The following is a 14,810-nucleotide window of genomic DNA, read 5'->3' as shown; positions in this document are numbered from 1 at the left end:
CCCGACCGGTAATGGTCGGGTTTTTATGGTTGCTTAGCTGCTGAAGCTGCCATGCTTCTTCTTATAGTGCCCATGGCCGTAATTGGAATGATGCGGCGGGTAATAGTTGCCTTTCTTATAATCGCTGCTGCTATGGCCATAGTGGCCTTGATAACCGTGTCCGTGGTGCTTGCGGCCAAGCAAAGAGTGGAAGAGCCGTTGCAGAAGGTGTCTTATCATAAACAGGGCCTCCTCAGATTAGTTAGGCTTCCTACGTGTGAAAGCGCTTAGTCTAATACAATAGTACGCGGCTCCAAAAATAAGGTTTCATTATATTCTACCCATTTTCAGGCTTCGTGAAAAAGAAACCGCGACGCTGCGAAGGCCGTATGTTGAAGGCAGGGAGGGATTGGAATGCTGGGTACAAGGTTTCGGCAGCGGTGGCAGAATTGGGTGGATTATCCCCTCCGGCAGGGGGCGGTTTACGCGGGCAAGTACCGGGTCGAACGGTTCCTTGGCATGGGAAGCTACGGCCAAGCCTATCGCTGCATCGATCTGTCGAGCGGATTGCCGGTACTCATGAAGCGGGGAAAGCCAAGCAAGCGAGGCCTCGCTAGAGAAATGCTGAAGCGGGAGAGCGATATGCTGCAAAGGTTGGATCATCCGCAAATTCCGAAGTGGCTGGACTATGCCGCGCATCGGAAAGAGGAAGTGCTCGTCATGGAGCTTGTCGAGGGCGATAACCTCGAGCATGCGATTATGGAGCAGGGGCGGATGTTCACCCAGCAGGAGGCGCTTTACCTTGTCCGGCAATTGCTGCGGCCTATTAGACATATGCATGAAGCCGGCTATGTGCACCGGGATGTGCGTATCCCCAATGTGCTTGCTAGCGGCGACCGCATTTATTTGATCGATGTCGGCTTAGCCTGCCGAATTGGAGAAGCGGCGGCAGAAGGGGAGCCGATCGGGTTTGCGGACAGCTGGGGCGCCGTGAAGCATCGGATGCGCGTTCCCGAGCCGGCAAGCGACTTGTACGGGCTTGGCCATCTCTTCTTGTTTCTGATGTACGCAGGCTACAAGCCGCTTGAAGGGCAGGAGGAGCGGGGCTGGGAGGAGGAGCTGGCGCTTGAGCCGGCGGTAAAAGCTTTTGTGCAAGGTTTGCTGGAGAGCAAATGGCGCACGGCCGCCGAATGCGAACAGGAGCTTGACCGGATTTTGGCTTAGGCTTGCCTTTGACGTTACGTCATCTGTTACGATGACTATCGTGATACTCAAGCGAATAAGGAGGCAGGTCGAATCATGAGCTCTTCGTATTACCGGACGGGACAATTCGCGGCAATGTCCGGTGTTACCACGCGGACGCTGCGCTACTATGACCGGATCGGATTATTGAAGCCGGCCGAGATGTCCGAGGCGGGACAGCGATTATATTCGGACGATGATCTGGCGCGGCTGCAGCAAATTATAACCTTGAAGTTTATCGGATTCCCGCTGGAGCAGATCAAGGGCATTCTGGAGCTTCGGTCGGTGAACGCCGCTTCGATGCTTGCCATGCAGCGGGAGTGGATGGAAGAGAAAATCGCTCATATGCAGAGGGTCGTTAATGCCATTAAGGGAGCGGAACGGATTGCCGGGCAAGAACAGGACGGCTATGCGGAAAATCTGAAAACGATCATTGAGGTGATTGAGTTGGAAACGAATAAGGATTGGCAGGATGAGTTTCTGACGGCGGCCGTAAACGGAAACGAGGACAAAGCAAGGGCGGTATTGGCGGCGGACAAGGAGATTCCCCGCAGGAGCATCCATGCGGCTGCGGCGCTTGGGGATGCGGAGAGCGTTCGTCTGCTGCTGCAGGGGGATGCCGCTCTTGCCGCGAAGCCGGGCGGTCCGGCGAACGGGGAGCCGCTGTTGTACTTAGCCTTCTCTTGCTTTTTGAGCAATCCCCAGTATACGGAGCACTTCGTCCAGACGGCTAGGCTGCTGATTGCGCACGGCGCGGACGTCAACGCTTCGCTCCCGCAAAAGGACGATCCGCATGAACGCCGGCTCAGCGCCTTATATGGTGCGGTAGGGCAAGCGGGCAACGCAGCCGTAGGCAAGATATTGCTGGAGGCGGGAGCCGACCCCAATGATGGAGAGTCGCTGTACCATGCGGCGGAATGGCCAAGTCATGAATGCCTGACCTTGCTGTTCGAGTACGGAGTTGATGCGAATGCGACGCCTGCGCTTATGCGTAAGCTCGATTTCGAGGATTATTTTGGCGTGAGGCTGTTTCTGGAGAACGGGACGGATCCGAATCTGACGCTTGGCACCCTTGGACCGCCGCTTTATTGGGCTATCTTTCGCGGTCGGTCAGCCTCCATCATTGAGCTTCTCATTCAATATGGGGCCGATGTTAACGCAGCGGGGGCGGACGGCAAGACCGTTTATCAGATGGCTGTACGTTATGGAAGAACGGACATTGCCGACATGCTGCGGATTCACGGAGCCGCTGCCAAGGCCGAGCGCATAGACGAGTTGTTCGGCGCATATGCAGTTTCGGGCGAAATCGCGGTCCGCGAAATACTCAGGCAAGAACCCGGCCTTCTTGCGTCGATGTCCCGCAAAGACCGGTTGATGCTGCTTGAATTTGCGGAGATGAATAAAGCCGAATCCGTAAACCTGATGCTGGAGACCGGATTTGACATAACGGCCAAGAAGGAGCCTGGAACCGCGCTTCATTTCGCGGCATGGTTCGGACATATCGAAACGGTCCGCGTGCTTATCGCGCACGGCGCTTCCCTGACGGCGACCAACGCTTATGGCGGAATGCCGCTGAACAGCGCGATCCACGGCTCCCTGCATTGTCCGACCAGCCGTAAAGGCGCCCATGCCGCGGTTGTGGAAGCACTGATTAAGGCTGGTTCGGCGGTTCCCCAGGTGGCATCGGGGTCCAAGGATGTTTTCGAGGTTTTGCGCCGGCATGGCGCTTTAGCGTAACGTTGCAATACGAAGAAATACCGTCTGCTAGCGAGCGATATCGCAAGCAGACGGTATTTTTTAATTCGCCTTCTTACAAAGAGGTATTGAAGAAAAGCATGATCTATAATGCCGAGTCATCGGCCTTTGCAATCGCAAACCATATATCTCCGCTTTTTGGAACCTGCTTCTGTTCCAGCACGATGCGATAGATTTTGCTGCCCCAGCTGGATACGAGTTTACTGTCCGTTAACGGGATTTCTTCGAACCGAACGGCGAAATTGCTCGTATCGAATTTCATTTTTACCCGATCATCATCCGATAAGAACAACAAGCCTTCCTCCGTAAGCTTGACTTCGCAAGGCGTGATCAAATGATGCGTCAAACTATGATTCTGAATTAGCTCATATTGATCATGAATGATGATGTGTTGTCTCGTACGGTCGAGCGATACATGGCGATTGTAGTGTTTCATATTAGCTTCTGCCAGGTAAGCCTTGCTAATGTCCATCGAAAGACTGGCTATATGCGCAGTTGCATGATAGTCTACCTGCTCAGCACGATACTCGGCTCCTGCATGCTGCGTCACACCATTGATGGTTGGCAGATTATGATATTGCGACTTCATTGTCCAAATATCATAGCGGTTTGGTCCGAAAAACTCTCGGCTATAAACTTCTACCCCGATATCTATGAGGATCGGACGGGCATTATAAAAAACGACATAATGCCCAACATCGTTATGATTATGACTGTCCCCATTGCTTCCGGCCTTCACACATAGGAACAGCCCTTTATCCGCCTGTTCAGATTCCCGTGCGACCATAATCCCCAAGCTCTCGATGAATGTTTCCCTTTCAAATTGAACGGACTGTGCTTTAAGCAATAGGTGTTCCGCATTGCCGATCGAAGCCATAGCTCTTGAGAGGGATTGTGTCGGGAAAATGTTCTGTTCCAGTTGATAGTTGAAGCAAAATGCCCCAAAGCCTGCAAGACGCGCATCGTTCATCCGCATGCCAGCGGTGTAGATGATCTCGGCAGCTGGATTGCATCTGGCACTGCCGTCAGCAAAATTGACGACATAATCTTTACCTATATAAAGCTTGCGAATGTAATCGGTGAAGTTGCGGAGCTTAGGCTCCTGATAGGTTTGAATCGTACCGTTCGTTGCATAATCGACTAAAGACAATCCTTCAAGCAGCATGCCGCAGGATCTTCCCCAATAGGTGGCTCCCTCATCGATGCCGCCGTCTTCGTCAATGCCTTGCAGGTAATAGTCCAGCATATCCATAGCGCGGACAATGCCTCTTTTTCTAAGATCATCGTCTTCTTCACAAAATAGAATGCAGGTCAGGCTGTTTACGACGCACCAGGGATTCCAGTTATTCATATCTCGCCGATCACTGTAGCCCATCCACCAGTAATCATAGCGCGTTAAAAAAGGATCGATAATGCGGCGTTTGAGCTCTCGCTTTATGCGGCGGCAAACGAGCGGCTCGATCTGATCGAGACGATCTTTAAGCAGGTAAAAGACCAGCGCAAGCGTCATCCCGGTCTCGCCGGCAAAGATATCGAGTGTAGGGATATCCATATCGGGCAGTGTTCGTTCACCATTAACAGGTTCAGGCTCATAGATGAAATTATGCGCAGAGACCACCCAAGAGCTTTCCTCACAGATGCACCAAATGCCATTTATAATATCGTCCAGATAGGAGCCGTCGCCAATGAAGCATTCTGCGAGCGTCAACGCAGCAAGCGCATGTCGGCGGGCAAAGTACGGCGTTTCATAGATCGCTCGATCGCCGCTCAGGTAATACTCTCTATAGTCGGTTGCTTTAAGCATGGGGTATGCGAAGTTTTTGTACGGTTCTGCCTGTCTTAGAACGAGATTTCGGATTCGCTCATCGATCGCAGCCCATTTCGCTCGCTGCTCATAACGGAGAAAGGGGGCGAATTGTTTTAAGGAACGCACGGGAAATGATTTTGTTCGTATCTGACCTGTATTGGTTACCTCATAAATGAGTTCTTTTAGCATACTGCTTCTCGCCTCCATGTGTAGAAAGAAGATGGGAAGGACGGCTTGTTTCAATCAGCCGTCCTTCCCACTCCGTTTACTTATTGATTTCGTCAATGGCAGCTTGAAGGTTGATTTCCTTCGCATAGGCTGTAAAGTTTTTTACGTAGCTATCGTAGTCAAGATTGCCAATGACATAGTTGTGAAACTGCTCCGTTACTTTTGTTTTCAGGTCGTCTACAACGTTGCTATAGAGCGCAAACTCACTGGATGGCAGATCTGTTGCCACTTTATCTTTGTAAGATTCGCCAAGCTTTGCGATTTCGATAATGCTGTCATATTCACCTTGCGTTTCTTCGTCGAATGTGAACGGGTATTTAAAGTTCCGATCCAGTGGCGGGAAGGATTGTCCACGGAAGCCAACGCCTCCTTTATCTTCAATTGGAAGGAGCTTGCCGTCAACCAGTTTATAGTGATAGCCTTCTATGCCGCGGCTAGTGGAAATAACGGCCTGCGGGTCTGTCAGCAGCCAAGTGAAGAAAGCGTCGAATGTTTCTTTCGGATGTTCGCTTGCTTTTGTGATCCCGATTGGGGAGTCGGCTTCGTAGTAGGAAAGTCCGAATACGCCCTTATCGCCTTCGAACGGTTTGATAAATTCAAGATTTGCGTCTTTAAAGTTTTTGTCCAGTCCTTCTTTAAGCGTGTCATAAACATCGTCCCACATAATAATGCCGCCGGCTTCGCCGTTCATAAACTTGGTTCTGACCGCGCCGTAGCTCGTATTGGTTGGCATTTCAAGATCAATCAAGCGCTCGCTGTAGAGCTTTTTCATGAAATCGAGATATTCCTTGTATTCGGGAGTAAGGAAAGGCACGACCGCTTTGCCGTCTTTCATATAAATCTCATTGCGCGTGTTGAAATAAGCAGCGAACATATCCTGATCCTTCAATACAGCCGAGAGAGTCAGCGGAATCGTATCGTCTTTCCCGTTGTTATCGAGATCGCCGTCACGGAATTTAGTAAGAATTTGAACGAGTTCATCCATCGTTTTCGGCTGTTGCACGCCGAGTTTGTTCAGCCAATCGGACCGCAGCCACATGCTCATGTATTTCTGATTCGTAACCGAGATGCCATATGTTTTTCCGAAGAACTTGAATGGCTCGACAACATTCGGATTCGCATCGAGAATGGCTTTTACTTTTGCATTGTTCTGAATAAAATCATCTAGCGGCACGAGGAAATCTTGCTTTACATAAGGGTAAGGGTTAGCCGGCAAGCGAGCGATATCCGGCATATCGCCCGATACGAAGGAAGCCGTAACTTTGTCCTCCCAGTTATTTTGCGGAATATGCTTGATTTCAAGCGCAATGTTTGTTTTGCTCTTGAACTGATCAGACAGCATCTGCGCGACTTCCGGATCTTTATAATAGTCTTTGGTTAAGAAAGAGATGGAAGTGAGCTTTACTTCCTCCGCGGCGTTGTCTGCTGCAGGCTTCTCTGATGAATTGACGGAACCGCATGCGGATAATAGCGTTGTGCAGGATAACAGAATTGCGAGCTTACTCTTGATTTGTTTCAAGTCTTCTCCACCTTTGTCGTTTATTTGTATCAGCCCTTTATGGAGCCAATCAATACACCTTTTACAAAATATTTTTGCAGAAATGGATACACTATCATAATGGGGATTAATGCAACCACAATGGTCGTGTACTGAATGTTCTTCAACAGCATCTGCTCCGTACTGCTCGAATCCATAGGCGTTTCCATGACAAGCGTGCGCAGCACAACCTGTAAGGTGTGCATGGAAGGCTCATTGATATAAAGGATGACCTCCAAGTAGCTGTTCCATGAACCTACCATGTAAAATAGTCCAACCGTTGCCAGAGCAGCAGTAGATAGAGGAAGAACGATTTTGAACAATATTTTGAGTTCGGAACAACCGTCGATGCGGGCACTTTCAACTAGGGATGCTGGAATGTTCTCCAAGAAGTTCCGCATGATCAGGATGTTGAACGTGTTCAAGGCTGCAGGGAAAATGAGCGATGCATACGAATCCAGCATACCCAAGTCTTTGACGAGTAAATATTTTGGCAGAAAGCCTAAGCTAAGCAGCATTGGCAGGACGACTATGAAATTCAAATATTTTCTTCCGATCAGCTCTTTCCTGGATAGCGGATAAGCAATGCCAATGGTCAAGACCATCGATACAACCACGCTGCATGCGGTTACGAACAAGGAGTTTAGAAAAGGTCTCTGAATGAGCTCGTTTTCCAGCACATACTTATAGTGATCTAGCGTAAACCCTCTAGGAAGGATGCGGAATGACGCATCGGAAGAGGTTGAAAAAGTGAGCTGAATAATATACAGAATCGGCAGCAGCACACTTAAGGAGAATAATCCCATCGCGAGGAAGGATAGGGTTGTTACAGTCTTATCCTCAAGAGTCTGTTTAGTTGGCAATGACGAAACGCTCCTTTCTTGCTAAAATACACCTTCATCGTTGATTTTTCTTGCGAATCTATTCGTAATCAATACGAGCGTGAAGCCAATTGCGGCCTTAAAGATGCTGACCGCCATACCGTAACCGATCTTCATTTCACTGATCCCCGTGCGGTAGGCATAGGTTTGAATAACATCGGCTGTTTCATACACGACTGGCGCTGCCATGATGAGCACTTGGTCGAAGATGTTCAGAATTTTACCGAGCTCAAAGATCAGCATAATGACGATTGTAGGACGAATGGAAGCGAGCGTAATATGCCAGATTTGCGATATCTTCCCCGCTCCATCCACTTTGGCGGCTTCATACAGCGTCGGATCAACGGAAGTTATGGCAGCAAGATAAACAATAGCTGCGTAGCCGGCCCCCGCCCATATATCCGTTAATACTAGCAATTCCCGAATATGTTCTTTGCTTGCGAACCAGTAGACCGGTTCTACTCCCGTCAGTGTGGCGATTTGTGAGTTTACACTGTTTTGGGGAGCCAAGATCAGGAACCAAATACTTCCGATTACAACCCAAGAGAAGAAGTGAGGGAAGTAGATAATGGTCTGTACTGTTTTCTTGAACAGCCTCGCATTAATTTCATTCAGCATGAGCGCGATTATGATCGGAATCGGGAAACCGAATACCAGCTTCATAGCGCTAATAATGAGCGTATTCTTGAATGCATTCATGAAAGATGCCGAGTGGATTAATCGAATGAAATTATTCAAACCAACATAGGAAACCTGTGACTGCGGTACTTCTCCGAAATTGGTAAATGCCCAGCGCAGCTTAAGCATAGGCAAATACTCAAACAGCAAGTAAACAGCTAGCGGAATCACAAGAATGAAAAATAACTGACGTTGTTTGCTGATGCTTCGAAGGATCGAAGCCGTTCTCGAAAGCGTTGGACCGGATACCGCTGAGTTGCTTGTACGAATAACTTCCATTCTCCTTTCTGATGGGGCGTTGCTTCCCGTAACTTCACTTGAAGCTTAACAAATTGCAATTTGCGCTCACAATCCAAAACATTAGCGTAATATCCTGAAAATCAACCGACTTGAATGTTGACCTAAAAGTAACACTGCGATAACAAAGGTATGGTTTGATAGGAACAAGCAGCAGACAGGAGTGAAGGGATCTTTCTGTCAACGTTCATATCAGTGGATTTAATCGGAGGCGTATGTAATGTTTGAGGTTGTAATTGTGGAAGATAAGAAGATTACTCGCGAAGGCCTTGTTCAGTTGATTGATTGGACCTCTATAAACGCACGCGTAATTGGAGCCTTTGACAGCGGGCAGGCAGCAATCGAGTTCTTGCGTCACAATAACGCTCATATTGTCATTACGGATATCGAGATGGAAAACGGGACGGGGATGGAGCTTTCGGCATTTATTCACGAGCATATGCCCGCGGTTAAAATCATCATTATTAGCGCTTATGAGCGTTTTTCTTATGCTCATCAAGCGATTCAGTATGGTGTTTTTTCTTATGTGCTTAAGCCGATCGCAGATAAGGAGCTGCTGGACCGTGTGGCTGATGCCACGCATCAAATCATGAAAGATCGCGAAGCGCACGCACTCGCTTCACTCATGACGCTGCAGGAGCTTTCAACAACGCTGGAAGCCCATTTGATGAACAGAGCCGTTGATCCATCCATGCTGGAGCAAGCCTTTGAGACGCTGCAAAATAAGCTGGATTTTACTCGGGCGACCATGTTTGTTATTCGTGGATATGGAGAGCGGATCTCGATGCCCAAATTAAAGGAAGAGATCATAAGATCCGGGAAGAAAATCATGCTGCTGCAATGCGGGACCTTGCTTGCAGGGATTATATTTGACGATAAGAAGCTGGATAAGCGCTATTTCGAGAACCTTTACCATATCTTTAAATTCAGCAAGAAGATTCGAATTGGCGTAGGCATTCAAGTGCATCATCCCGCCCAATTGAAGGAATCGTATACAAGCGCGCTCCATGCTTATCGTTATGGTTTTCTGCATAGCCTGGACATGATTACGTTCTATGAACGAATCGATGAAGACCTTTATGTAGAGAAGAAGAAGGATCACACCCTTTATATGGATACGTCGTATTTGATTAAGTGCGTGGAAGCGGAATGGGACGATGAGGCGGAAACATACATCAATACGATGTTAGCGAAGTGGAAAGCCGTCAACAGCAACATTACGCATATGATCAATCAATGCAGCGACAGCATCTCCAGATTAACGACAGAGCTGTCGATCCATGCCGACACATTAGCGCCGGAACATGTATTGGCAGAGCTCGAACTGATTACTTGTCTTGCCGAGCTTAGAAGCTATATGAAGGACAAACTGAAGTTAATATCAGACGAGGTAAAGAAACATAAATCCCAAAAAATCCGGCCGATTGTCAAGCTGGCCCTGTCCTATTCCTTGGAGCATATTGAAGAGGTGGGGATGAGTCTAAAATCAATCGCCAGTGAATTAAATACAAGCTATGTCTATTTGAGCAAAGCTTTTAAAGAGGATTATCAGGTTGGCTATACGGAATATATGAATCTGTATCGAATTGAACTGGCGAAGAAGCTGTTATCCTCACCGCACGCCAAAATAAGCGAGATCTGTACGCGTGTCGGGCTAGAACAGAAAAACTTTTACGTTTTATTCAAAAAGCACGTCGGGAAGACGCCGAAAGAATATCAAAATAAACATATACTTAACGTGATTTAGTAGTAAGGAGTGCCTGTGTTCCATACAATTAAATGGAAAACCTACTTTACCATTATTGCGTTCTTCACCATCGCGATGGTGATTTCAGGAAGCATTGTCTATCGCATTATCGAATCGGATTTGCAGAAACAGGCGATTCAAAACGCTAATTTGGAAATAAATTTTGCTATTAAGCAGATTGAAGAACAGTTTAATTACTTGGATTTAGCCTACTACACCATTGCCTTTGATGAGGATATCATTAGAGAATTGTCCAAAGCGCCAGAAGAGGTGAATTATCATCGCATATTAACGATGCTGGACAAGGTCTTGTTTTCGACGAATTACCAGGTGCATTCCATTTATTTAAAAGATATTCGCAACAGTGTCATTATCTCTACTGATGATTCCAGCATTGTGAGGCATAAAGCGGACTTCTGGATCGAAGGATTCTCGGAGGAAGAACTGAAGCACCCCGGACTGATCCATACTCGGGATCTGTCAACAGGAGATGCTGCTTTCGTATCGCTTGCCGGGCAAATGAAACGGAATTATTTTGAAGAACCTGTGGCATTGCTTTCGGTGAATATACTTCAATATTCGTTTAAAGAAATCGTAGTGAAAGATAAGGTGTATCCGAATTCGATTCAGATCATTAGCGACCGGCACAATCAGGTTGTCGCAACTAGCGGCAGCGATGATCCAGCAGCCGTGATGGAGAAGATTCAAGACGTACGGCCAGGGGGAAGGGTTGTCATAGACGATCGGTCCTATATCGTGATTAGCGGTGAGTCCGATACAAACGGCTGGAAATATAACAAGCTGCTGCTGGAGAAAGAAGTGTTCTCTGGCGTGTACGAGATTCGACATATGCTGCTCATCGTTGCCCTGCTATTTTTTGTTGTGATGCTGATCTTCCTGTATCGGGTGCTGGACCATCTCACGGCCCCGATTTATCTGTTGTCTGCGATGATCAGGAAGTATCGTAAGAACAGCAATGAGAAGGTCCGATTTAAGACGGAACGCAAAGATGAATTTTCCTTCTTGTTCCAAAGCCTGGATGAGATGGTTCAGCGGATCGATCAGTTGATAGACGAGGTCTATAAGGCTGATTTGTATAAAAAAGAAACACAGCTGCGCGTCTACCGCAATAGCATTAATCCGCATTTCATTTACAATATTTTAGACTCGATTACGTGGACGATGAAGTTTAAAGATTATACGAAAGTGACCGACGTCATTCAGGATTTCTCGACCTTTCTGCATCATACCCTTCATGCAAACAAAGAGTTTATGCTCGTCTCGGACATGTCGGCTGAATTAGTCTCGTATTGTAAGCTGGAATCGTTCTTGAAGGACGATCTGATCTCGTTTCATATCGAATTCCAAGAAGAGATCCAGCAGTTGAACGTACCGTCGTTTATTCTCCAGCCGCTTGCAGAGAACTGCTTTAAGCACGGGTTCAAGGGCAGAAAGCAGGGACATATTACGATTCGGGGGGATATCGACGGGGATGAGCTGTCATTTGTTGTTGAAGACGACGGAATTGGAATGGAAGAGAGGGAGCTGAATGCATTGATCCATTATGTGCAGCAATATGATATTAATGTAAATAAAAAGCACTTTGGTCTTGCAAGTGTCCACCATCGATTGAAGCTGTATTACGGTGAAAAATACGGGGTTCGCATGACGTCTAAGCCAGGGGAAGGGACGAAGATTCGGGTCAATCTCCCGCTTAGCAGCGCAGATTGAATAATTATGGTGATTGAACATTGATTTTCAAGGTTGTTCGAGTCGACGATATTTTTGATAATGGATGCGTACCCGGTAAGTGCTGTCCGGTACGCATCTTTTTTTGTCAAAATAAAGGAGGACTCCATCATGCGTTTATCCACGTCAACAAACTTATTGGACAGAGTATATTTCGATTTTGGCGTTATTTCCCCAGAAAGCTGTCTGGAGCAAGGCTTGGAAGCGGGTTTTAAGGTATTTGACTTTAACTTCTGCGATCAAGGCAGACCAGGCCGTCCGATTGCCCAAGACGACTGGTACGAGTACATTGTAAACTTCAAGAAATTCGCTGATGAGCTGGGCGTCACGTTCTCGCAAACGCACCTGCATATGTACGATCCGAAAGACCCTTCGGTTACCGATCATGCCTGGGAACAAGAGCTGCTGCATCGTTCAATCGTTTGCTCGGGTGTGCTTGGAGCAGAATGGGCAGTCGCTCATCCCTTGCATCAGCATCGGCCGGATTACTCGAGGCAGCAATATGTGCAAGCCAACCTGGATTTCTTTGGTCCGATCCTGGATGAGGCGCAAAAGATGGGTTACGGAATTTCTCTTGAAAACATGGTACAGTGGGACGAAAATTATGTATTTGCATGCAATGGGGAAGACCTTGCCGAACTAGTGGATGCTTTGAATCGTCCGAACGTGGGCGTATGCTGGGATTTCGGACATGCCAATCTCAGCGTAAGAGACCAGGCTGCCGAGCTGCGCAAAATTGGATCGCGTTTGAAATCGACGCATATTGCGGACAATCACGGACTTGCGGATGAGCATTTGGCGCCGTTTTATGGCCATGTAGATTGGCACCATATGATGCGCGTACTTAAAGAAATCAACTATAAAGGCGATTTCACTTACGAAATTCAGGCTTTTTCAAGCCCGTTGCCGGTTGAGCTTCGCAGAACGATGACAGCGCATGTAGCCGATATTGGCAACTATTTGATCCGTTGTTTCAAAGAGTAGGGAGCCTGTATGTCTTATCCAATTAAACTAACAGATCGAGAATGGGTCAATCATGTTTACGATAAACTGCTAACCAAACTTTCGCTGCAATGCGATCGGATGGGACATAAAATTCCTTATATTCCGATCGATGGCACGTATATCGATTATGGGGAAATAGATATTTCGTTCTGGACGAATGGTTTCTGGGCAGGCATGCTCTGGCAGCTGTATGCAGCAACAGGTGAGGAGAAGTATCGAAAATCAGCGGTAGTTGTGGAGCAGCGCCTCGACGCGGCCATGATTGAATTTAACGGCTTGCATCACGATGTAGGATTTATGTGGTTGCATACGGCCGTGGCGAATTATCGCTTGACGGGCTGCGAAACCGCCAAGTTACGCGCCATGCACGCGGCCAATCTATTGCTGGGACGCTACAATGCCAGCGGCCGGTATATCTCGGCCTGGAATGAGAATCGTCCAGGCTGGATGATCATCGACTGTATGATGAATCTTCCCCTGCTTTATTGGGCAGCTAAGGAGAGTCAAGATCCGAGATTTCTGCATGTCGCAAAAAACCATATCGATACAACGATCAACTATTTAATCCGTCCTGACGGTTCCGCTCATCATATTGCTGTGCTGGATCCTATGAATGGCGAGTTGCTGGAGCATCCGGCTGGACAAGGCTATGCTTCCGGTTCCTCATGGTCACGAGGTCAGGCTTGGGCGGTTTACGGATTCGCGCTGAATTATCATCATACGGGCGATTCGCGTTATCTGGATATTGCGAAGCGAACGGCCCACTATTTCCTGGCTCAAGTATCGCAATCAGGCTTAATTCCCCGAGTCGATTTCCGAGCTCCTGCAGAGCCAGAGCAATGGGATACAACCGCTGGCGTATGCGCCGCATGCGGCATGCTGGAGATCAGCAAGCATGTAGGCGAGTATGAAAAGCAGCTCTATATCAATGGAGCAATGTCGATTTTAAGAGCGATCGAAGCTAACTATTGTGACTGGAATGTGGAGACGGACGGTATCGTTGGCGGGGGGACCGTTGCCTACCACCGAAAAGAGGAGACGCACGTTCCGATTATTTACGGGGATTACTACTTGTTAGAGGCCATTACACGGTTAAAAGATAACGGGTTTTTCATATGGTAATCATGTTGAAAGACTCTAACTATTGGATCAAATTTATGACTAGCGTCATAGGCATTGCCATTACTTGTTTCAGCGCTTCCCTGTTCTATAAGATCAATATGGGGGCAGATCCTTACCAGGTCTTTGCAATAGCTGTGCATAAGCAGCTGGGAATCAGTTATGGTCAAGCCAATATGCTATTGAATGGTATCATTGTTGTATTTATATTGTTCACCAAGAGAAAGTATCTGAATGTCTCTCTCTTTCTATCGCTATGTATTTCAGGTCCGTTGATCGATCTTTACAACGCATGGATCGGGACAGCGATCCAGCCTGATCTTTCCATATATCTGAAGCTCCTCATCATAGCAGCGGGTATTCTCTTGCTAGCTTTCGGTATCTATCTGTATATCGCTCCCCGGTTAGGCGCTAGCCCGGCAGACAGCGTAGGTCTGATGATTTCAGAAGCGACCAAAGTTCCTTACAAGCGGATACGGATCGTAACCGATACGTTATATACGGTTGTTGGCCTTTTACTAGGCGGTAGTTTAGGCATTGTAACCGTGCTAGCGGTCATGCTAACGGGGCCTTGTATTGGATGGATGCAGAAGTGGCTTGGCGAACACAGATTTATGAAGTATGTGACCGTATAGTTGACCAGCCGCGTCCTCGTATCGGCGTGCGCGAGAAGGCATGGAAGAAGCAAGAATAAATCGCGTTAGTAGCAAAGGCGATCGCCATGATCAAGGCCTTGATGACGGCAGGGAAAGGAACGGCCTCTTTTTGCGCGGCAATACTGAACAG

Annotated in this window: 12 protein-coding genes; 7 read left to right on the top strand and 5 right to left on the bottom strand. The window is 47.7% G+C overall.

The window, feature by feature from the left end; all coding sequences use genetic code 11:
- Positions 1-33: 33 nt before the first annotated feature.
- Positions 34-219 carry a hypothetical protein gene (locus DL346_RS22110; protein ID WP_112884524.1) on the bottom strand — a complete coding sequence of 62 codons (186 nt, stop codon included), beginning with the start codon at positions 217-219 and terminating at the stop codon, positions 34-36.
- A 174-nt stretch (positions 220-393) separates the two neighbouring features.
- Between DL346_RS22110 and DL346_RS22105 the strand changes: the two genes are divergently transcribed.
- Entirely contained in the window at positions 394-1,203 is an 810-nt protein-coding gene (locus DL346_RS22105; RefSeq protein WP_112884523.1) for a serine/threonine protein kinase, read from the top strand.
- A gap of 75 nt (positions 1,204-1,278) precedes the next feature.
- A complete protein-coding gene (locus tag DL346_RS22100; protein ID WP_112884522.1) occupies positions 1,279-2,958 on the top strand; it encodes an ankyrin repeat domain-containing protein in 1,680 nt (559 codons plus the stop codon).
- A 103-nt stretch (positions 2,959-3,061) separates the two neighbouring features.
- On the opposite strand, the gene DL346_RS22095 is transcribed toward DL346_RS22100, so the two are convergent.
- Genes DL346_RS22095 through DL346_RS22080 form a run of 4 tightly spaced genes read right to left on the bottom strand, consistent with a single transcriptional unit; the run spans position 3,062 to position 8,386 of the window.
- Positions 3,062-5,026, bottom strand: a complete 1,965-nt coding sequence (locus DL346_RS22095; protein ID WP_112884521.1) for a heparinase II/III domain-containing protein — start codon at positions 5,024-5,026, stop codon at positions 3,062-3,064.
- A 22-nt stretch (positions 5,027-5,048) separates the two neighbouring features.
- Positions 5,049-6,530 (bottom strand): extracellular solute-binding protein, encoded by a 1,482-nt coding sequence (locus DL346_RS22090; protein ID WP_112884520.1) that lies wholly within the window; start codon positions 6,528-6,530, stop codon positions 5,049-5,051.
- Between the two features lie 29 nt (positions 6,531-6,559).
- On the bottom strand, positions 6,560-7,411 hold the full coding sequence (locus tag DL346_RS22085) for a carbohydrate ABC transporter permease (protein WP_112884519.1): 852 nt from the start codon (positions 7,409-7,411) through the stop codon (positions 6,560-6,562).
- A gap of 21 nt (positions 7,412-7,432) precedes the next feature.
- Positions 7,433-8,386, bottom strand: a complete 954-nt coding sequence (locus tag DL346_RS22080; protein ID WP_112884518.1) for an ABC transporter permease — start codon at positions 8,384-8,386, stop codon at positions 7,433-7,435.
- A 238-nt stretch (positions 8,387-8,624) separates the two neighbouring features.
- Between DL346_RS22080 and DL346_RS22075 the strand changes: the two genes are divergently transcribed.
- The 5 genes from DL346_RS22075 (at position 8,625) to DL346_RS22055 (ending at position 14,659) form a co-directional block, all read left to right on the top strand.
- Positions 8,625-10,151 carry a response regulator transcription factor gene (locus DL346_RS22075; protein ID WP_112884517.1) on the top strand — a complete coding sequence of 509 codons (1,527 nt, stop codon included), beginning with the start codon at positions 8,625-8,627 and terminating at the stop codon, positions 10,149-10,151.
- A 15-nt stretch (positions 10,152-10,166) separates the two neighbouring features.
- Positions 10,167-11,882 (top strand): sensor histidine kinase, encoded by a 1,716-nt coding sequence (locus tag DL346_RS22070; RefSeq protein WP_112884516.1) that lies wholly within the window; start codon positions 10,167-10,169, stop codon positions 11,880-11,882.
- Positions 11,883-12,011: 129 nt separating this feature from the next.
- Positions 12,012-12,884 carry a sugar phosphate isomerase/epimerase family protein gene (locus DL346_RS22065; RefSeq protein ID WP_165822622.1) on the top strand — a complete coding sequence of 291 codons (873 nt, stop codon included), beginning with the start codon at positions 12,012-12,014 and terminating at the stop codon, positions 12,882-12,884.
- Positions 12,885-12,893: 9 nt separating this feature from the next.
- Positions 12,894-14,027 carry a glycoside hydrolase family 88 protein gene (locus tag DL346_RS22060; RefSeq protein WP_206098567.1) on the top strand — a complete coding sequence of 378 codons (1,134 nt, stop codon included), beginning with the start codon at positions 12,894-12,896 and terminating at the stop codon, positions 14,025-14,027.
- On the top strand, positions 14,021-14,659 hold the full coding sequence (locus tag DL346_RS22055; RefSeq protein WP_112884514.1) for a YczE/YyaS/YitT family protein: 639 nt from the start codon (positions 14,021-14,023) through the stop codon (positions 14,657-14,659). The genes DL346_RS22060 and DL346_RS22055 overlap by 7 nt, the downstream gene beginning before the upstream one ends.
- Positions 14,660-14,810 lie beyond the last annotated feature (151 nt).

The organism is Paenibacillus montanisoli, assembly GCF_003268025.1.
Taxonomy (GTDB): domain Bacteria; phylum Bacillota; class Bacilli; order Paenibacillales; family Paenibacillaceae; genus Paenibacillus_Z; species Paenibacillus_Z montanisoli.
The sequence above is the reverse complement of the archived record's forward strand: the minus strand, read 5'-3'. Positions and strand labels throughout refer to the sequence as shown.

What these genes read in the sequence shown, in the direction of transcription:
- DL346_RS22110 (WP_112884524.1), bottom strand. Translation starts at nt 219, where the DNA reads ATGATAAGACACCTTCTGCAACGGCTCTTCCACTCTTTGCTTGGCCGC.
- DL346_RS22105 (WP_112884523.1), top strand. Translation starts at nt 394, where the DNA reads ATGCTGGGTACAAGGTTTCGGCAGCGGTGGCAGAATTGGGTGGATTAT.
- DL346_RS22100 (WP_112884522.1), top strand. Translation starts at nt 1,279, where the DNA reads ATGAGCTCTTCGTATTACCGGACGGGACAATTCGCGGCAATGTCCGGT.
- DL346_RS22080 (WP_112884518.1), bottom strand. Translation starts at nt 8,386, where the DNA reads ATGGAAGTTATTCGTACAAGCAACTCAGCGGTATCCGGTCCAACGCTT.
- DL346_RS22075 (WP_112884517.1), top strand. Translation starts at nt 8,625, where the DNA reads ATGTTTGAGGTTGTAATTGTGGAAGATAAGAAGATTACTCGCGAAGGC.
- DL346_RS22065 (WP_165822622.1), top strand. Translation starts at nt 12,012, where the DNA reads ATGCGTTTATCCACGTCAACAAACTTATTGGACAGAGTATATTTCGAT.
- DL346_RS22060 (WP_206098567.1), top strand. Translation starts at nt 12,894, where the DNA reads ATGTCTTATCCAATTAAACTAACAGATCGAGAATGGGTCAATCATGTT.
- DL346_RS22055 (WP_112884514.1), top strand. Translation starts at nt 14,021, where the DNA reads ATGGTAATCATGTTGAAAGACTCTAACTATTGGATCAAATTTATGACT.